12 protein-coding genes and 1 pseudogene are annotated in these 19,809 nt (G+C 48.8%); 4 read left to right on the top strand and 9 right to left on the bottom strand.

The window, feature by feature from the left end:
* Nucleotides 1–149: 149 nt before the first annotated feature.
* The 3 genes and pseudogenes from CS921_RS04005 to recQ form a co-directional block, all read right to left on the bottom strand.
* Nucleotides 150–4,061 carry an immunoglobulin-like domain-containing protein gene (locus CS921_RS04005; protein ID WP_099221764.1) on the bottom strand — a complete coding sequence of 1,304 codons (3,912 nt, stop codon included), beginning with the start codon at nucleotides 4,059–4,061 and terminating at the stop codon, nucleotides 150–152.
* A 342-nt stretch (nucleotides 4,062–4,403) separates the two neighbouring features.
* Nucleotides 4,404–6,559: pseudogene (locus CS921_RS04000) on the bottom strand (DNA topoisomerase III).
* A gap of 47 nt (nucleotides 6,560–6,606) precedes the next feature.
* Nucleotides 6,607–8,388: a DNA helicase RecQ gene (recQ, locus tag CS921_RS03995; protein WP_099221763.1), complete on the bottom strand. Its 1,782-nt coding sequence runs from the start codon at nucleotides 8,386–8,388 to the stop codon at nucleotides 6,607–6,609.
* Between the two features lie 250 nt (nucleotides 8,389–8,638).
* On the opposite strand from recQ, the gene CS921_RS03990 reads away from it, so the two are divergent.
* On the top strand, nucleotides 8,639–8,959 hold the full coding sequence (locus tag CS921_RS03990) for a phage repressor protein (protein WP_099221762.1): 321 nt from the start codon (nucleotides 8,639–8,641) through the stop codon (nucleotides 8,957–8,959).
* A 366-nt stretch (nucleotides 8,960–9,325) separates the two neighbouring features.
* On the opposite strand, the gene CS921_RS03980 is transcribed toward CS921_RS03990, so the two are convergent.
* Both CS921_RS03980 and abc-f read right to left on the bottom strand, forming a co-directional pair.
* Nucleotides 9,326–9,850: an O-acetyl-ADP-ribose deacetylase gene (locus CS921_RS03980; RefSeq protein ID WP_099221760.1), complete on the bottom strand. Its 525-nt coding sequence runs from the start codon at nucleotides 9,848–9,850 to the stop codon at nucleotides 9,326–9,328.
* A 50-nt stretch (nucleotides 9,851–9,900) separates the two neighbouring features.
* Complete coding sequence (abc-f, locus tag CS921_RS03975; RefSeq protein WP_099221759.1) at nucleotides 9,901–11,529, bottom strand: ribosomal protection-like ABC-F family protein; 1,629 nt, start codon at nucleotides 11,527–11,529, stop codon at nucleotides 9,901–9,903.
* A gap of 471 nt (nucleotides 11,530–12,000) precedes the next feature.
* Between abc-f and CS921_RS03970 the strand changes: the two genes are divergently transcribed.
* From CS921_RS03970 to CS921_RS03960, 3 genes are read left to right on the top strand one after another with little or no spacing between them, the layout of a single operon-like run.
* Nucleotides 12,001–13,455, top strand: coding sequence for a glycoside hydrolase family 1 protein (locus CS921_RS03970; protein ID WP_099221758.1), 1,455 nt, complete (start codon nucleotides 12,001–12,003; stop codon nucleotides 13,453–13,455).
* 51 nt (nucleotides 13,456–13,506) lie between these two features.
* Nucleotides 13,507–13,806 carry a PTS sugar transporter subunit IIB gene (locus CS921_RS03965; protein WP_099221757.1) on the top strand — a complete coding sequence of 100 codons (300 nt, stop codon included), beginning with the start codon at nucleotides 13,507–13,509 and terminating at the stop codon, nucleotides 13,804–13,806.
* 53 nt (nucleotides 13,807–13,859) lie between these two features.
* Nucleotides 13,860–15,230, top strand: a complete 1,371-nt coding sequence (locus CS921_RS03960) for a PTS sugar transporter subunit IIC (RefSeq protein ID WP_099221756.1) — start codon at nucleotides 13,860–13,862, stop codon at nucleotides 15,228–15,230.
* Nucleotides 15,231–15,391: 161 nt separating this feature from the next.
* On the opposite strand, the gene CS921_RS03955 is transcribed toward CS921_RS03960, so the two are convergent.
* The 4 genes from CS921_RS03955 to CS921_RS03940 are packed head-to-tail and all read right to left on the bottom strand — an operon-like array spanning nucleotide 15,392 to nucleotide 19,789.
* Entirely contained in the window at nucleotides 15,392–17,158 is a 1,767-nt protein-coding gene (locus CS921_RS03955) for an L-fucose isomerase (protein WP_099221755.1), read from the bottom strand.
* Nucleotides 17,155–17,613, bottom strand: coding sequence for an RbsD/FucU family protein (locus tag CS921_RS03950; RefSeq protein WP_099221754.1), 459 nt, complete (start codon nucleotides 17,611–17,613; stop codon nucleotides 17,155–17,157). The genes CS921_RS03955 and CS921_RS03950 overlap by 4 nt, the downstream gene beginning before the upstream one ends.
* On the bottom strand, nucleotides 17,607–19,091 hold the full coding sequence (locus tag CS921_RS03945) for a rhamnulokinase (RefSeq protein WP_099221753.1): 1,485 nt from the start codon (nucleotides 19,089–19,091) through the stop codon (nucleotides 17,607–17,609). The genes CS921_RS03950 and CS921_RS03945 overlap by 7 nt, the downstream gene beginning before the upstream one ends.
* A 5-nt stretch (nucleotides 19,092–19,096) precedes the next feature.
* Complete coding sequence (locus CS921_RS03940; protein WP_240422295.1) at nucleotides 19,097–19,789, bottom strand: class II aldolase/adducin family protein; 693 nt, start codon at nucleotides 19,787–19,789, stop codon at nucleotides 19,097–19,099.
* Nucleotides 19,790–19,809 lie beyond the last annotated feature (20 nt).

Genomic DNA, 19,809 nt, shown 5'->3' with positions numbered 1-19,809 from the left:
GAGGGGGGGTAAATGGCGCGGATGGGCTGTTTATCCTTTTTTATGTTGAAATAATCGACTGATGGCTATCATTTTTTACCATCTGATGTGCCAACTTTTCCCGAGAAAAGAAAAACGCACCCAAAATCTGGGCGCGTTTTTTTAATTGCTTATTTTTTCCTTCTGAACAGGAAGGCACTAACGGCTGCAAGTCCTAAACCAATGATTGGCAGTGCTTTGCCAGACTGATCGCCCGTTTCCGGAAGTTTGTCTGCTGCTTTTCGCACACGGCTGTCCTCCGATTGCTCAGTGTTGCCTGTAACAGTCAGCTCGTCGTTCGCTTTACTGTTTGCTCCACTATTGGATTCACCGTTTGCTCCACTATTGGATTCACCGTTTGCATCCGAATTGGCGTCATTTGAAGCATCGTTATCTGCCGGCTGTTCACTTTCAGTTACAATGACCTGAATTTCCTTGCGAGTCGTTACTCCAGCTGCATCTGTGACTTCATAAACCACTTTGTATGTGCCTGGAGTTGAGGTGTCCACGGTACTTTCGATCACTCGAACCTTGGAATCAATCACACCGTCCTGCTTATCAAGAGCTGTTACAAAAGCAAGCGGATCAAATTGACTGCCTTTTGCAATCACCTGATCTTCGGCTTCGATTTCTGGCGGATCATTTTTCACATGAACAGTGATCGTTTTGGTCGTCACTACACCTGCTGCATCCGTTACCTCGTAAGTTACTGTATAGTCACCCGTTGTTGTCGGATCCACATTATTTTCCAGAACGACAATCTTATTGGTTAAATTACCATCCTCTTTATCTGTTGCAGTCGCGTAATCCAGCGGGTCAAAGCTTGTTCCGTTAATGTCGATTTCATCGTCCGCTTGAATGACTGGCGCTTCGTTGGTAACATGAACCGTAATTTCCTTCGTTGTCGTTACTCCGGCCGCATCCGTCACTTCATATTTCACTTTGTATTCACCTGGAACCAGCGGATTGACCGTGTTTTCTGTCACTTTGATCTCGTCCGTCAGATCGCCATCCTCTTTATCCTTGGCTGTCGCATAGTCTAGCGGGTCAAACTTACTGCCAAATGGAATGGTTTGGTCCTCGGCTTTGATTTCCGGTGCTTCATTGGTAACTGTGACCTTGATTTCCTTCGTCGTTGTTGCTCCGGCTGTATCAGTCACCTTGTACTTAACTGTATATTCACCCGGTGTAGTCGTATCAACATGATTTTCGAGCACTTCCAGTTCACCCGTCAAATCACCGTCTTCTGTATCGGCGGCTGTTGCATACGCGAATGGATCAAACTCACTGCCAAATGGTACCACTTGATCTTCTGCGGTGATTGTTGGTGCATCATTTTGAACGAGCACTTGAACCGTTTTAGTCGTGGTCACTCCTGTGGCATCGGTCACTTCATATGTGACGGTATAGGTGCCCGGTGTGCTTGTATCAACTGTATTTTCGATGACTTTCAGCTGACTAGTTATGTCGCCATCCTCTTTGTCCGTTGCTGTTGCATAAGTTAGCGGATCAAATACGGTACCATGTACTTCAATTGTATCCGGCACCTGAATTTCTGGCGCTTCGTTCGTGACGGTGACTTTGATTTCTTTCGTCGTAGTCACTCCCGCTGCATCTGTTACTTCATACTTCACTGTGTACTCGCCCGGAATTTGCGGATTCACCGTGTTTTCCGTCACTTTAATTTCGTCCGTCAGATTGCCGTCCTCTTTGTCCTTCGCTGTCGCATAGTCTAGCGGATCAAATGTACTGCCAAATGCGATGGTTTGGTCTTCGGCTTCGATTTCTGGCGCTTCGTTCGTGATTGTCACCTTGATTTCTTTCGTTGTCGTTGCTCCTGCCGCATCGGTCACTTCGTACTTCACTTTGTATTCGCCCGGAATTTGCGGATTCACCGTGTTTTCCGTCACTTTAATCTTGTCCGTCAGGCTGCCGTCTTCTTTGTCTTCAGCAGTGGCATATTTTGTTGGATCGAATTCACTGCCGAATGGAAGGGTTTGATCGACGGCCGTAATAACAGGTGGCTCATTGGTTACCGTTACTTTGATTTCTTTTGTCGCCTTGGCACCCGTGTCATCTGTGACTTCATAAACCACTTTGTATTCACCTGGGCGGCTTGTGTCTACAGTATTTTCTTTCACACGGATTTTGTTCGTGATTGTGCCGTCTTCTGTATCAGCAGCTGTTGCATACGCCAATGGATCGAATTCACTGCCAAATGCCACCACTTGATCTTCTGCTGCGATTGTTGGCGCATCATTGATCACATGGACGGTAATCGTTTTAGTCGCAGTCTTGCCTTCACTATCTGTGACTGTATAGGTGATCGGATAATCTCCCGGAACCAGATTGTCCACCGTTCCGCTGATTTGAATATCGCTTGTCAAATCGCCGTCTTCCACGTCAAGAGCTGTCGCCAAATCTTTCAATGTGATGCTTTCTTTCACATGAATCGTTTTGTCTTCTGCCGTAATGACTGGCGCTTCATTTCCTTGGATAACGGTCACTTTAATTTCCTTTGTCGCTACAGCACCTGTATCATCAATGACTTCGTAAACAACTTTATATTCACCTGGCGTTGTTGTGTCCACTGTGTTTTCCTTTACAGTAATCTTGGAAGTGGAATCGCCATCTTCTGTATCTGTTGCTGTTGCATAATCAAGTGGATTAAAAGTAGTTCCCGTCTTGATCGTCTGATTTTCCGCCTCGATAACCGGCGCATCATTGATCACATGGACGGTGATTGTCTGGCTGGTCGTTTTTCCGCCACTGTCCGTAACAGTATAGGTGATTGGATAGTCTCCAGGAACTTGATTGTTGACCGTCCCCGTGATGACAATGCTGTCTGTCAAATTGCCGTCTTCTTTATCCGTCGCTGTCGCCAAGGTTGCTAAATCAAGCCCTTCTTTGACATGGATCGTTTTGTCATTTGCCGTTACTTGCGGTGCTGCGTTGGATGAGTCACTGTAGTAATAAGTGACTGTTTGGTCCTCCTCTGCAAATTGACCCGTCTCGTTTCCTTCAACTCTGACAAACGTGTAATCGGTGAAAGTTTTCTTCGTCGTACTGTAATCTTCCCCAATGTCGCCCTGCAAAATTTCTTCAGGAGCCAAGTCGTTGCCTGTTGCCAAATCTTTATATTGAACTTTTACAACACCAAAAGCGGACGTATACTGAAAGGAATTAATTTTAAACTGATGCATATTGTAATTCGTACCAGTCGATGCTGAAACACTAAATGCATAAGCCGTTGTGCCACCGCCACTGTTCATCCATGACGTAATATCCTTCGACCAAGTTTTGCCGTCATAGGTGACTGTCATTGTCTTTGTGGCCGCTGAATAGCTGAAAACGACTGCTTCAAAGCCATTGTTGACCGGATCGGAAATAACTTTCGGCTTGCCGGCCTCGTCATTACGTCCTGTATACATGCCGCCCCAACCATCTGGCTCCGTGTAAACAAATCCGCCGAACGTCGTGTCTTCAAAACCAGCTGGGTCATCATAGGTTTTAACGCCCGCGTCGATGGTTCCATTGAAATACGTATCAAATTTAAAACCAAAGGCATTGGGCAAGCCGCTGATTCCTAGTGCCGCACCAGAATAACCTAGCTCATCAATGTTGCCGGGATGGAACGCAAACCCCATACCATCAGCGCCACCCTGGCTTTGGTTTTTATTTCCAAGATTGATCTGACCCTGCAAAGTAAAATCCTGACTGAGATCAATTTTATCTTTCAGGTAAAAATTACCCACCTGATTTGCAGCATCCTCTGTTAAAGTTACTGTCCCTGTTGATTTGTCATAGCTCGCATTCGTTCCACCAAGTTGAAAATAGTCCAGAAAGTTGTTTGAGGTAACCGTAACCGTCTTACTTCCCGCTTTCAAATTCGCCCGTTTCTTTTTCTCTTCTACCGTATTAGCAGTGCCGTTCTCTGTTTCCTGCGCTTGAACAGTCACAAACGACGGGGCAACAAGTGATACTGCCACCGCTCCTGCCATCGTTGTTTTTATCAGGCGGCCATTCCTTTTCTTCCCTTTCATTTGTAGTCCTCCTTGATGTGTAGCATGATTTTAATTTTAATTAAGCTTTCTTATTATATGCTCCCGTTTTCCACCAATCAATATACATTTTCAGCACTTTTCTTCCGACTAAAATTCAGATTTATTACTTTTTTGTCAAATTTAAATAAGCTGAATATTCAATTCTGTAAATTTCTCACAATCAACATGCTAAATCGATAAGAAAAAATGCTTTATTTTTACATAAATCCTCCATTTTAGTCAATGAAGATTTAAATGTATTTTCCGAATATTATTTATCTGAATTATTTTGTTTTAGTCACAAATAAAGACCTCTATGTCACATTTAGAGGTCTTTACGATTTATTTATCCAATTTTAGTTTGGCCAGCGCTTCTGCCATCGGATTATTGAACGGCTCATCCTGCGCCTTGTCCTGCTTCTTCATATACTGAGCGACATCTTTTTTCGAGATGTTCTGACGCTTCTCCTTGCCGCGACGTTCATTGAAGGCTGACAGTTTTTCCCGATAGCCGCAGTTCATGCAGACAAAAATTTGCTTATCGCCCTGCCCCTTCATCTCAAGTCGTTTGTGGCAATTCGGACAGCGGGCATTAGTCGTACGTGATACCGATTCGCGATGACCACATTCCCGATCCTGACAAACAAGCATCGTGCCTCGTTTCCCCTTCACTTTGAGCATCGGTTTGCCGCAATCCGGGCATTTATGAGAGGTAATGTTGTCATGGCGGAATTTTTTATCATTTTTCTTAATCTCCGAAACGGCTTTTTCTGCATAACTGCGCATTTCCGAAGTAAATTGTCGATAGTCCAGCTTCCCGTCTGCAATTTTGGCCAATTTTTGCTCCCAGATCGCGGTCAGTTCTGGCGACTTGAGATCTGCTGGTGCCAAGTCCAACAACTGGCGGCTTTAGAGGTAATATGGATTTCCTTGCCTTGCTTCTCAAGGGAAAAGCTGTTGAAAAGTTTCTCAATAATGTCTGCTCGAGTGGCTACCGTACCGAGACCACCCGTTTCACCAAGCGTCTTAGCTAGCGCCTTGTTTTGACTCTCCATATACTTCGCCGGATTCTCCATGGCAGAAAGCAAAGTGGCCTCATTGAAACGTGCTGGCGGCTTCGTTTTGCCGGTGCGCAGATTGATCTTTTGGACGGTTATTTTTTCGCCATTGTGAAGCTTCGTGGCGTGCCCCTGATCATCCGACTCATTATAAATCGCCTTCCAGCCGCGCGTTTTTTCTACCTTGCTTTTTATCCGGAAAGACTCACTGCCGATTTTGGCGGAAGCGGTCGTTTCATCGTAGACATATGGTTCAGACAGTACGGCAAGAAACCGCTTGACGACAAGGTCATAGATTTTGCGTTCCCGGTCGGACAGATCAGAGAGTGCGACGGTTTCTTCGGTGGGAATGATCGCATGGTGATCACTGACTTTGCGATTGTCCACAAAGGATTTATTAGCTTTGATTCCTCTGTTCAAAATGCTTCGCGCCGGTTTGGCATATTCGCCGACACCACACGCATCCAGCCGCTCCTTAAGCGTCGGCACAATATCCTCCGACAGGTATCTGGAGTCCGTCCGCGGATAGGTCAGCACTTTATGGCGCTCATATAGATTCTGCATCAGATTGAGCGTCTCCTTAGCCGAAAAATCATAACGCTGGTTGGCATCTCGCTGCAATTCTGTCAGGTCATAGAGACCCGGTGCGTATGTTTTCTTTTCCTTCGTTTGGACCTGCTCGATTAGGAGGCTCTTCCCGCGGAGTTCCCGTACAAGCTGGTCGGCCTTTTCGCGGTCAAAAGTTTGGCCTTCCGCCCAGTCGAACGTCCCGCTTTCAGTGATGGCTTCCAGTTGATAGAACTCTCTCGGTTTAAAATTCCGGATCTCTTCTTCGCGTGCAGCAATCATTGCCAGTGTTGGCGTCTGAACGCGACCGCACGACAGTTGGGCATTGTATTTGGTCGTCAAAGCACGTGTGGCGTTGATGCCCACCACCCAGTCAGCCTCTGAACGTGCAACCGCCGAATGGTAGAGATTTTCGTATGCCTTGCCGGGTTTCAATTGTTTGAAGCCCTCTCGAATCGCTTTGTCGGTAACCGATGATATCCAAAGCCGTTTGAGCGGTTTTTTCACCTTGGCATAATCGATAATCCAACGTGCCACGAGCTCCCCTTCACGACCGGCATCTGTCGCAATGACAATTTCTGTAACGTCCGACCGATTCAGCAGCCCTTTGACCGTTTCGTACTGCTTGCGGGTCTGCTTGATTGGGACAAGTTTCATATTTTTGGGAAGGATCGGCAAATCTGCCATATCCCAGCTCTTATATTTTTGATCGTACTGCTCAGGGTCTGCCAGTGTGACCAAATGGCCCAGCGCCCAAGTGACGATATAATTGGAGCCTTCCATGTAGCCATTTTTACTTGATTTTGCCCCAAGTACGCGGGCGATATCTTTGCCGACAGACGGTTTCTCTGCCAGAACTACTGTTTTTGCCATCTGTAAAAATCCTTTCTTTCGTTCATTTTCCCTAGCATATCATAAATTCAGCCTTGCGTCGCTTTTTCATTTTGCAGAAGCGGCAGGAAATCCGCCCCATATTTTTCTAGTTTGGCGGGTCCAATCCCCTTCACTTCGAGCATTTCTTCGTCCGTCTGCGGCAAATAGCGACAGAGTTCCCGCAGCGTCTCATCTGAGAAGATAATATACGGCGGTACGTGGAAACGTTCTGCCAGTTCGCGCCGTTTTTCGCGTAAAATTTCAAACAGTCCAGCATCGACTTCTGCTGCTACCTTTGTCTTGGCAGCCTGTCGAGCGGCTTTGCGCATGACAGGGAGCTTGCCTTTTAGCACCTGTGCCGCTTGCTCGGTAAGATGGAGCGACGGGTACTGGCCATTGTCAGGCATGAGGAACCGCTCGGCTGTTAGGTAATCGAGCAGCTGCAGCACGTCCTTTTGTGACTGTTCACGCATAATGCCATAGGTGCTGAGTTCGTCAAAATGCCACTGGCGAATTTTCTGATCATTCGAGCCGGTCAACACTTTGGCCACCATTACTTTGCCGAACCGCTCGCCCATCCTTTTGACACAGGAAAAGACTTTTTGGGCATCAATCGTAATATCCTGTGCCTCACGGGTGTCGAGGCAATTCCCACAACGCCCGCAATCAGTCCCTTCCTCGCCAAAATACTGGACGATATATTTTTGCAGACAGATTTCCGTATAGCCATATGCCGTCATCTGGCGCAGCTTCTGATACTCAGCCTGTTTGCGCTCATCTGGAAGCTCCGATTGGTCGATTAGAAACTGCTGAATGTGGGCATCTTGCGGGGAGAACAACAGAATGCAGTCACTTGGCAAGCCGTCTCGCCCCGCCCGACCAGCTTCCTGATAATAGGCTTCCATCGTGCGCGGGATATTATAATGAATAACAAAACGGACATTCGACTTATTAATGCCCATCCCGAAAGCATTTGTCGCCACCATCACCCGAATATCATCATAGAGAAACTTCTCCTGCCAGTCATTTCGCTCCACATCCGACATGCCACCATGGTAATAACCGCAAGCGATGCCTTTTTTATGAAGCATCTCGGCAATCCGTTCTACTTCCTTGCGAGTGGCCGCATAGACGATACCAGATTCCGTTTGATTTTCTGCCAAATAGTCGATCAGATAGCGATCCTTATCCTGCCCCTTGACGATTGTAAACGCCAAATTTTCCCGTTCAAAACCCGTTTTGACCGCTCGATCTTCTGGGATTTTTAACAAGCGGCAAATGTCCTCCGCAACAGAAGGCGTGGCTGTAGCCGTCAGCGCCGCAATCAGTGGCCGCTCCGGAAGATCATCCAGATAATCGCATAATTTTAGATAGCTGGGCCGAAAATCATGCCCCCACTGGGAAATACAGTGCGCCTCGTCAATCGCAAACAAAGAAATTTCTGTCGTCAAAAGCAAGTCTTGAAACGCCGGTGTGTCCAGCCGCTCAGGCGCAATATAAAGCAGTTTCAGATTCCCCGATTTGGCAAGAAAAATTCGTTCATTCACTTCCTTTAATGACAATGTACTATTAATATACGTCGCCTCGACACCTGCCGAATGAAGCGCGTCCACCTGATCCTTCATAAGTGAGATCAGTGGCGAGACAACGATTGTCAGGCCTGTAAAAGTGAGTGCCGGAATTTGGTAGCATAAGGACTTCCCGCCACCAGTCGGCATGACCGCTAGCGTGTCCTGCCCGTTTAAAAGCTGTTCGATCGCTTCTTTTTGTCCCGTTCTGAAGTCGGAATAACCAAAATGCTGTTGTAAGATTTCTTTTGCTTGTTGCATCGTTCCGCCTCCTTTTCCTACCTTCCAGTATAATGCTTTTTGGCTCTGAATTGAAGCCTTTCAGCTAAAGTTGGCAAACTTGGCCGGATATGGAATTTTGAGCCGATATGCAGCTTTTTCATGTGAAATTTGTGGACAAGTCCGCTGCCATGGCCTGGGCTCCCGGCCGTTTCTTGCGTACCGCGAACCTGTTTTCACTTTGAAAGCGGTCTCTGTTATGTTATACTAAATCGGAAAAGGAGGTCTAGCAATGTCAAAGGCAAGTTTTGTCGCTTCCCTGCTTCAAGAAGGCAAGTTCATCGAGAAGTATAAAGAAGCGGGAAATTCCATGCTGCCAATCTTGAAATCCAATCAGCCGGTCAGTCTCGAACCAGTAACTGATTCAACTGAACTCGCTGTTCGTGATATCGTTTTTTGCAAGGTAAAGGGCAATTATTATACGCACCTAATCGCAGCGGTACGCACACGCAACAATCAAACGGAATATCAGATTGCGAATAACCACGGCTATGTGAATGGTTGGGTTAAACGGCGCAGCATCTATGGAAAAGTTGTGAAAATTTGGCCCTAAACGCCAGGTTTTTTTATTTTGCCTTAAAATGTTTCACGTGAAACAATCAGCTGTTGCTTCCCCCATCAAAAAAGACCTAATGGCAGTCATCAGGTCCGATCGGTTTGTTTATGCATTTTTTTAAGCTTATAAACGCTTTGTACGATTCCCCATACAATGATTATAAGGAAAAGAAGATTGAAATAGGCGTGGTTTCTGAGGGTTTGGACGATGATCGTCACTCCCGCTACGAGGAAAATCAACAAGGCAACTATGTAAAAACTTTTTTTATTCAATTCATCACATCCTTGTCCGCGTTCTGTTGTTAACTTTTATTATATCATGAAAGCGCAACAAAAAAACGGAGAAGCTGTTCGCTCCCCCGCTCTATTTTTCATCCAGCAGTCTTTGGTAAATCTCATAATTCTCATCATCAAAACATACAAAGCGGATCTCTCGCAGGCTGGTATCGGGGTCTGCCTGCATCCATTCGTTCACCGTATAAAGTGCCACTTCGGCCGCTTTTTCTTTTGGGAAACGATAGATTCCTGTTGAAATATTAGGAAATGCAATGGTTTCTAAATCTTTGGCAGCCGCCAGATCCAGCGATTTCCAGTAGCAGGAGGCAAGCTTGTTCGGTTCCTGCTTATCGCCGCCATTCCAGACTGGACCAACTGTATGAATGACATATTTGGCGGGAAGATTGAATGCCGGAGTGATCACTGCCTCCCCAGGGGAACACGAGCCAATTCGGGCGATCACTGTGCGGCAGGCGTCCACAAGTTCAGGCCCTGCAGCTCGATGAATGGCCCCATCAACCCCGCCTCCGCCAAGCAGTGACGAATTGGCCGCATTCACAATCGCATCTGTCGTTTGTTTTGTAATATCTCCTTTGATAACCTTGAGTTCCACTTGTATCACCTCGATTTCGTTTCTTTCAGTTTAGCGTATTTTGCTCCAAACTACAAACTTTCTGCGAGCTGCTTCCTTTTTTCCAAATAATAGCTGTAATTACCGGAAAAGCTGGTCAGCTGGCAATTTTCCAGCAATATCGTCCGGTCGCATATCTGGTTCATAAAGTAGCGGTCGTGCGAAACCACAATGACAGTTCCTGCAAAATTCTTGATGGCTTCTTCCAAAACCTCTCGTGACGCAATATCCAAATGATTCGTCGGCTCGTCCAAAATCAGCGTATTGACCGGCTGATGGATGAATTGTGCCAGCCGCAGCCGCGTTCGTTCTCCCCCGCTTAAAGCACTGACTTTTTGGAAAACCATTTCTTGATAAAACATAAATCCGGCTAAAAGTTGTCGCGCTTCTCCTTCCGTGACTCGCACTTTGTCGCGAAACGCCTCTAAGACGGTCAGATTGGGTGCCATTTCTTCCATTTGCTGTGACAGATAGGCCACTTGCACACTAGGCCCAATCCTGAATTCCCCCGCATCCGGTGTCAACTCGCCTAGGCAAAGCTTCAACAAGGTGCTTTTCCCGGCGCCGTTCTCACCAACAATCGCCACTCGTTCCCCCTGCTTAATCAATAATTCGGCTTCTTCAAATATCGGCTTCTCGCCAAACGACAACCAGATCCCCTCTGCACGAACGATTTCGCCACTTCCACGTCCGCCATTTTCAAATTGCAGCCGCATCTCTTTCTGCTCTAAAACCGGCTTTTTGACAAGCTCCATCCGTTCCAATGCCCGTTCCATATTTTTCGCGCGTCTGAAAAAAGCATCATTTGGGGGATTCGCCTCCATCGCCCACTGCCTCAGCCGCTTGATTGCCTGCTTCATTTTTTTGATTTTCTTTTGCTGGTCTTTATAGGCCTGAAATTCGCGCAACAGCCGCTCTTCACGTTCCTTCAAGTAGCCGCTGAAATTCGTGTGATAGGTTATCAATTCCTTATTTTCCAGCTCGACAATTTTCTGGACTGTTTCATCAAGGAAGTAGCGATCGTGGGAAACAATTACTACCGCCCCTTTGTAACGTGTCAAAAATTGGGTCAGCCACTCGACTGCATGGAGATCCAGATGGTTGGTCGGCTCATCCAGCAGAAGCAGATCCGGTTTTTGCAGCAATTGAGCGGCTAGATTGACCTTGGTTTTCTCCCCGCCGCTAAGGGCTGCATATGGGTGACTTTGCAGCTTGCTGATGCCCAGTCCCTGCATGATTCGCTCGACTTCATGCTCCATTTCATAGCCGCCAGCTTTGATAAATTGCTCCTGTAGCTCCCCATAGCGCTCGATCAGCCGCGTTGCAGGACTCGCCGCCATCTCCTCTTCTAAAAACTTCAACTGCCCCGCCATCTTATTCAACTTCTCAAAGCTGCTCAGCAAATATTGGTACACCGTTTGATCTGCAGCCGATTCTGGAATCTGATTCAGGTAGCCAATCTGCAAGCCTCTTTTGATGGTCACTTCTCCGCTGTCAACGCGTTCCAGTCCGGCGATGATTTTTAAAATGGTACTTTTCCCTTCTCCGTTTCGACCAATTAAGCCCATTCGTTCATTGTCCATGATTTGCAGCGATACATTTTCCAAAATCTGATCACCACCAAAATTTTTCGATACCTGATTGATTGCTGTAATAATCATTTTTAGCACTCCTCTTTATGGGAGAGAAGCAGAATTGTTTCACGTGAAACAATTTTTGCGTACGCAAAAAAGAGATGCCGACAAGCTGACAGCATCTCTTGATAATTTCAATGAGATATTCATGCTTCTCTCCAAATTTCCGCTATGCATTTGCTTGAAATTGGGCAGACTTCACCCCTGCAAATGCAAAACCGGAAAAAAGCGCACGAACAATGTATAAAAACTCAGCAAAACTTGAACGTACTTTGGATGGAAACATGTCACTCACCTCACTTTGTAAATAGTTACCCTTAGCATACGAAATGTTCTGAGAAATGTCAACTTTCCCAATTTGAAACACCCTGTTTCAGCACTGAAATTTTTACCAAACCGCTGAAACAATGACCGGAAATGCCAAAACCTATTTACGAATCAACCGGAACCGTTTACATTTAAAGCAGCAAAACGAATGGCTTATTTTGGAGGTGCAAAATGGAACATAAACAATTACAGCCCTTCCCGGAAGATTTTCTTTGGGGATCGGCCTCTGCCGCCTATCAGGTTGAAGGCGCTTGGGATACGGACGGAAAGGGGCCTTCTGTCTGGGATCAGTTTGTGCGGATTCCGGGAACAACTTTTCAAAACACGAATGGTGACGTGGCGGTCGACCACTACCACCGTTACAAGGAAGATGTCAAATTGATGGCTGAACAAGGCCTGCGTGCTTATCGCTTTTCGGTGGCATGGAGCCGCGTAGTGCCGCTTGGAAATGGAGCGGTCAATGAAGCGGGGCTGAAATTCTATGACGATTTGATTGACGAATTGGTCGCCCATGGCATTGAACCGATCGTCACCCTTTACCATTGGGATATTCCTCAGGGTATTCAGGACGAATATGGCGGATGGGAGTCGCGGCGCGTTATTGCGGATTTCACGGACTATGCGGAGCTGCTTTTCAAACGCTACGGCGACCGGGTTAAGTACTGGGTCACACTGAATGAGCAAAATGTTTTTATCAGCCATGGCTATCAGTTAAACTATCATCCACCGGGGGTTTCTGATCAGAAAAGAATGTTTGCGGCCAATCACATCGCCAATCTGGCCAACGCTTCGGCTATTGCGAAATTTCGCGAGCTTGGATTAAGCGGTAAAATCGGGCCGAGTTTCGCCTATGGTCCGAATTATGCCATCGATGCAGATCCGCGCAACCAGCTGGCCGCACTCGACAGCGAAGAATTCAATGCTCACTTTTGGATGGATGTTTATACATTCGGCGAGTACCCTGTCGCGGCATGGAACTGGCTGACGGAGAACGGCTTAGCGCCTGAAATCGCGCCGGGAGATGCAGCACTGCTTAAAAAAGGTCGACCGGATTTTATGGGGGTCAATTATTACCGGACGATGACGAATGCTTTCAACCCGCTTGATGGTGTCGGAGCTGGTAAAATGAACACTACTGGTGAAAAAGGTACGACGGAGGAAAATGGGGTTCCCGGTCTTTATAAGCATGTCAATAACCCCTATCTGGAAAAAACGAACTGGGATTGGGATATTGATCCGATTGGGCTGCGGATCGGGCTTCGACGCATCGCGAGTCGCTATCGCCTGCCGGTCATGGTGACAGAAAACGGGCTGGGCGAATATGATCAGCTGACAGACCAGCATGAGGTGCATGATGAATATCGGATCGATTATCTGAGAGCGCATGCTTTGGCTATCCAAGAAGCTATTACGGATGGCGTGGAGATGCTCGGCTACTGCACGTGGAGCTTCACGGATCTGCTCAGCTGGCTGAACGGCTATCAGAAACGCTACGGCTTCGTCTATGTTGACCGTGATGAAACGGATGAAAAAGATTTGGCGCGTTATAAAAAAGACAGTTTTTACTGGTATCAAAAAACCATCGCAGAGAACGGCGCAAATTTGGCAGTTGAACGAAAAAAATAAGGGATTTGAGGGTGTCACAATCTGGCGCCCTTCTAAGAGGAGGAACAGATCATGAAACAAATTTTACTTGTTTGTGCAGCGGGAATGTCTACGAGTTTACTGGTGACAAAAATGAAGGCTCACGCTGAGGCTATCGGTGAAGAGGTGGAAATTGAAGCCCTGCCCGCTTCCGAAGCATCCAGCAAAGTCGATCAGGTGGACATCATCATGCTCGGCCCGCAAGTTCGCTATCAACAGGGGCAGATTGAGCAGATGGTTGCCGGCAGAATTCCTGTCACGGTCATCGATATGAAAGATTATGGCACGATGAATGGCAAGGCAGTATTGGAGAAAGCATTCAGCCTGATTTAGGCGGCTCGATTTGAAAGCGTTTAATAGAATGTAAAAATGGGAGGTAACAAATTATGAGTTTGATGTCCAAATTTGAACACGGTATGGAACGTGTGCTGGTCCCTGTCGCCAACAAGCTGAATTCGCAGCGCCACATTGCCGCAATTCGTGATGCATTTATTCTTGTTTTCCCGCTGATCATGGCCGGGTCGATCATCACACTGATCAACTTTGCCGTGCTTTCACCGGACGGCTTTATCGCCAAAATCCTTTTTCTAGGGAAATTATTTCCTAATCTATCCGATGCGCAGGCTATTTTTGCCCCAATTATGCAGGGCTCGACCAACATTATGGCCATCCTGATCGTCTTTCTGGTCGCACGAAATCTGGCCATCTTTTTCAAGCAGGATGATCTCCTGTGCGGGCTGACGGCTATCGGAGCCTTTTTCATCGTTTATACGCCCTATTTGCCAGTCGACGGGCAGAATTACCTGACGACACAGTTTTTAGGCGCACAGGGTCTATTTGTTGCCATCATTGTCGGCATCCTTACAGGTGAAATTTTCAGCCGCTTGGCACGTGCACCTCGTTTGACCATCAAAATGCCGGAGCAAGTTCCGCCGGCAGTCGCGCGTTCTTTCAAGGTACTGATTCCAGTCATTCTTATCATGGTTTTATTCTCCGTACTGAACTATCTTGTAACGCTGGTGGCGCCAAACGGACTGAATGATCTAGTTTACAATGTGATTCAAGCACCACTTAAAGACATGGGCACCAATATCGTTTCTGTGATCATTCTGGCGGTACTTTCCAACTTCCTGTGGGTGCTTGGGATTCACGGCCCAAATACGATTGCCGCGATTCGCGATACCATTTTCACGGAGCCGAATCTAGCCAATCTCTCCTATGTTTCTGAACATGGAACTGCTTGGGGCGCGCCCTATCCGTCCACTTGGGCAGGTCTGAATGATGCATTTGCCAACTACGGCGGCTCCGGCATGACGCTTGGCCTCCTGATCGCCATTTTCATGGTCAGCAAGCGCGCCGACTATCGGGACATTGCCAAGCTGTCTCTAGCACCAGGGATTTTCAATATCAACGAACCGGTCATCTTCGGTTTGCCAATCGTGCTCAACCCAATCATGGTGATTCCTTTCGTGCTGGTACCCGTTGTGAACATTTTGATTGGCTACTTCTTCATTGCGACAAAAATTATTCCACCGATCGCCTATCAGGTGCCTTGGACGACACCGGGGCCACTCATTCCATTCCTCGGAACCGGTGGCAACTGGCTCGCGCTGCTCGTCGGACTGCTGGGACTGGCCGTTTCCACCATTATTTATCTGCCATTCGTCCTCGTTTCCAACAAAGTGGCGGCTTCCGATGCTGCAATGGATGAAAAAGCAGCCGAATCAACGGAAGTGGTGGAGGAGATTGTGAAATAAGGAATCCTTTTAAGTATAAAAAAAGGGGCAACACTTAAAAAAAAGCTAAAATCAAGTAGAATCCATTTGAAGAAATGGCTCTAATACTTAATTTTAGCTTCTTTTACTGTTCAAATGGCTGGTGGCAGCTTTCCTATGTTCGAGCCTCGCACTTTTATTCCCTACTTATAAACCGGTCCGAAGTTCTGGCACGCCCGGAAATCGGCGCCTTCCAGATCGGTCGTTCCAAACAGCGACCATACGCGCGGCCGGAAAATGCGATCCTCTGAGACATTATGCATGTTGACCGGGATCCGCAGCATTGATGCAAGCGTGATTAGATCGGCACCAATATGGCCGTATGAAATGGCTCCGTGATTGGCTCCCCAATTGTTCATCACTTGATAGACATCCTGAAATGCCCCTTCGCCCGTCAAAATTGGCGCAAACCAGGTGGTCGGCCAGGTCGGGTCGGTCCGTTCGTCTAGTTGCCGATGAATCTCCTCAGGCAGCTCGACTGTGTAGCCTTCTGCGATTTGCAGGACCGGTCCCAGGCCTTTCACCATATTCAGCCGCGTCATCGTGACTTTCATATTGCCCTTCGTTAAAAAGTTCGTCGAGAAGCCGCCGCCGCGGAAATATTCTTTGGAAGCCGGTCTGAACTGGGTGGCCTTGAGTGTATCGCTGACCTCCTGCCCGGTGATCTCCCAGAATGGCTTCATGGCTGGTTCGCCGTCTCGACTTTGGCAGCCCGTTCCGTCCAGTGCCGCCGATCCGGAATTGATCAGATGGAGCAGACCGCCCGCCGCATGTCCTGCCAGCTTATGCCCCGTTACCCGCTCGACCGAATCTGGGCTCCAGAAGGTCCGGACGTCAGCGAAAATTTGTGCCGTATTGGTCAGCAGGTAGTTGAAAAGCATCGACACGCCGTTCAGACTGTCATTTTCTGTTGCAACTAAATGCGGCGCCCGAATGCCGTTCCAGTCAAACGAGCTGTTCAAAATGGTTTCCATAAAGTCCCCGTTTGGAAAATGATCCGTCCACTGCCGCTGCCCCTGAAAGCCCGCCAGAATCGCCGCATGTCCCGCGGCCTCCTCCGCAAATCCCGCTGCCGCCAGCTCAGGATTGCCAACCATCAAATCGCGCCCGATCAGCGTCATCTTAACGACCGTTTCCCAATCCGCCGCATGTTCCGCCTGACTGCTCTGCAACGGTTCGGGATTGTTGTCCGCGCCCTGCTGCAAGTTCTCCTTCACCCACCGGAGAGCATGTTCATATTCCGCCTGGTCATAGATGCCCTCCTCGATTCGCCGCGTGAATTCCGACATGTCGACATATTCGTTCCGCATGCCCAGATACTCTTGGAAAAAGTCATCCTTTACGATCGAGCCGGCGATGCCCATTGAGACGCTGCCCATTGACAGGTAGGCCTGATTTTTCATGATCGAAAGGGCCAGCCCCGCCCGCGCAAATTGAAGCAGTTTCGCCTCGACATCTGCCGGTATGGACTGGTCGTCCGCTTCCTGAACTTCTCGACCGTAGATTCCGAAAGCCGGAATACCCTTTTGGGCAAAAGCTGAAAGTACGGCCGCCAGATAGACTGCCCCTGGCCGTTCCGTTCCATTGAAGCCCCATACGGCATGTGGTATGCGGTCATCCATGTCCATCGTTTCTGTCCCGTAGCACCAGCAAGGCGTGACCGTGATTGTCAGACCAACTTTCTCCAAATCGAATTTTTCCTTTGCCAAAGTGGCTTCGTGCACACCGCCGATCGTCCTGTCCGCAATGACGCAGCGCACTGGCTCCCCGCTTGGATAGTACAGCTTTTCCGACAGCAGTTGCGCCACATTTTCCGCCATCCGCATCGTTTGCTCTTCCAGCGACTCCCTGACACCTCTTCTGCGCCCATCGATCGTCGGCCTGATTCCAATTGCCGGGTAATGTTTCATTTTAACCGCTCCTTTTCCTCGCGGGGCAACTCTACGACCCCTTTTTTTAAAATAATATTCGCATACAAAGCCGTTTCACTCGTCGCCACAATCAGATAGCTGTTTCGGCTCCGTTCATAAAAATCAAAGCGTTCCAGACAGTCGACAGTCCGATTTTCCGCCGTACTGTCCGCCAAAATTTCTCGATAGCGCCGCCAAATCCCCGGCGCATCATCCCCCGGAACAGGCTGCATCAGGGTAAACGCAGCGCCATCCGTGTAAGTATCAAGCGGTAGAAGCACCAGTATCGCCGCCAGCAGGTCGCAAGTTCCCAGTCCGTCCGCCCGAATCACCTGCTGCCCATGCGTGTGACACGGATAGTTGCCGTCTGCAATGACAAGCTCGTCGCCATGCCCCATCTCTGCCAGCGCCCGCAGTAGCTCGGGAGAAAGAACCGCCGGAATCCCTTTTAACATGCGCCTTCACCCTCCTTGAGAAGCTTTCTAAAAATCGCTTTCTGCTCTGACCAGCCGCATTCCCTCGGCTCATATGTCTGAAAACTGAAAGATTGCCGGATCATTTGGCGTGCCTCCTGAATCGATTCAAACTCCTCCAACGCCAGCAGCTGCAAAGCGATGTTCCCCGCCGCCGTTGCTTCGACCGGACCAGCCAAAACCCGCCCGCCCATTGCTTCGGCAGTCATTTGGCATAGTAGCTCCGCCTGCGCGCCGCCGCCCATCAAGTAGACCTCAGACAGCCGGTAGCCGATCACCCGCTCGATTTCTTCACGCGCCGCGGCATATTTTAGCGCCAAGCTTTCATAAATCGTCCTGAAAATTTCACCATCTGAACGCGGCGGATTCTGCCCCGTTTTACGCGCATATTCCTCCATGCGCGCCACCATATTGCCCGGAGCCTGAAACAACACATCATCCGTGTCAATCAAGCATGCAAACGGCCGGCTTTCCTGTGCAAGCGCCGCAATCTGCTGATAATCATACGCTCTCCCTTGGCTTTCGAGATAACGCTTACACTCTTCCAACACCCAAAGACCCGTAATATTCTTTAGTAGCTGCGTGGTCCCGCCGTAACCCCGTTCATTGGTCAAATCGCCCAAAAATGCCTTTGTCGTCATGACCGGCGAATTGAGCTCGGTCCCAACGATAGACCATGTTCCGCATGAAATGAATAGCGCCTCCTCTTCCAGATTTTTCGGTACGGCCGCGACCGCACTCGCCGTATCATGCCCGCAGACAGCCACCACTTTCACTTCCGGAATCCCCAGTTCCTCCGCCAGAATCGGCTGAAGTGTTCCAACCAGTGTCCCCGGATCGATCAGCGGCGGAAAAAGCGCCTTTGTCAGCCGGTAAGCCGTCAAGATTTCCTTCTGCCAGTCACCCGTCCTAGGATCAAGCAGCTGACTTGTCGAAGCGATCGACCGCTCGGCAAAGCGCCGTCCAGTCAGCAGATAGTTGAACAAGTCCGGCATCATCAAAAACGTTCCGGCGAATCGGAACCGTTCTGGCTGCTGCTCCCTCTCTGCCAAGAGTTGAAACAGCGAGTTGATTGACATTGCCTGATTCCCCGTCAACTGGTACAGCTCCTCACGCGACAAAACGGTTAGCGCCTTTTCAAAAACCGCCTCCGTCCGCGGATCCCGATAATGAACAGGCGGCACCAAAAGCTCCCCTTTGCGGTCCAGCAAGCCATAATCGACGCCCCAGGTATCCACCCCCACACTTTCCAGCGAAGTAGTAGCCGCCGCCTTTTGAAGCGCAGTTTTCATTTCAGTAAACAATTGCACAATGTCCCACTGCAGCGTCCCGTCACGCATGATGCCCCCATTGTCGAACCGGTGCACCTCCTCCAAAGACAAGCGACCATCTGCCAGACGTCCAATGATCGCCCGACCACTTGTCGCCCCAAAATCAAACGCCAATACTGATTTTCCCACGCTCATCAGCTCCGTTCAGTCGAATATTTGCGGTAGCCCGGATGTCTCCCCGTAATTTTATATCCAGCACGCATGTCAAACAGCCGATCCAGCTGCGCACGCGGAATTTCCTTCTCGGGTTCGCCGCCCTTCAAAGTCCGCGCCACAAAAATCGTCTTTGCCACCAGTTCAAGCGTCTCCATGCGGTAGTAAGCCGTGATCAAGTCACTCCCCACCGCCAGCGCCCCGTGATTCGCCAAGAGCAGCACATCATGATCCGGCAAAAACGGCGCAATCGATTCCGGCACCTCATCCGTCGACGGCATCCCAAACGGCGCAATCGGCACGGAACCAATCGTCAGCGAACTCTCAATCAGCGAATAGGTATCAAGCGGCATCTCCGCCAAAGCAAAGCCTGTCGCAGTCGGCGGATGGGCATGGACGACCGCCCCAACATCCTCCCGCTCCTGATAACAGCGCAGGTGCATTTTGATCTCGCTGGATGGTCGATATCCATTTTCCCCCTCGATGACCTTGCCCTGCCCATCAATGATTAGCAATTTTTCAGGCGTAATAAAACTTTTGCTGATTCCCGTCGGCGTAGCCAAAAACCGATCCTCCCCAAGTTTTACCGTCACATTGCCATCATTTGCCGCCACCCAGCCCTGCTGCCACATCTTATTACACACAGCACAAAGCTGCTCCTTCAAATCCTCCATGTTCATTTCCTCCCGTCATT

Source organism: Listeria costaricensis, from assembly GCF_900183385.1.
GTDB classification, from domain to species: Bacteria; Bacillota; Bacilli; order Lactobacillales; family Listeriaceae; genus Listeria; species Listeria costaricensis.
This window is presented reverse-complemented; position numbering and strand designations above follow the sequence as displayed.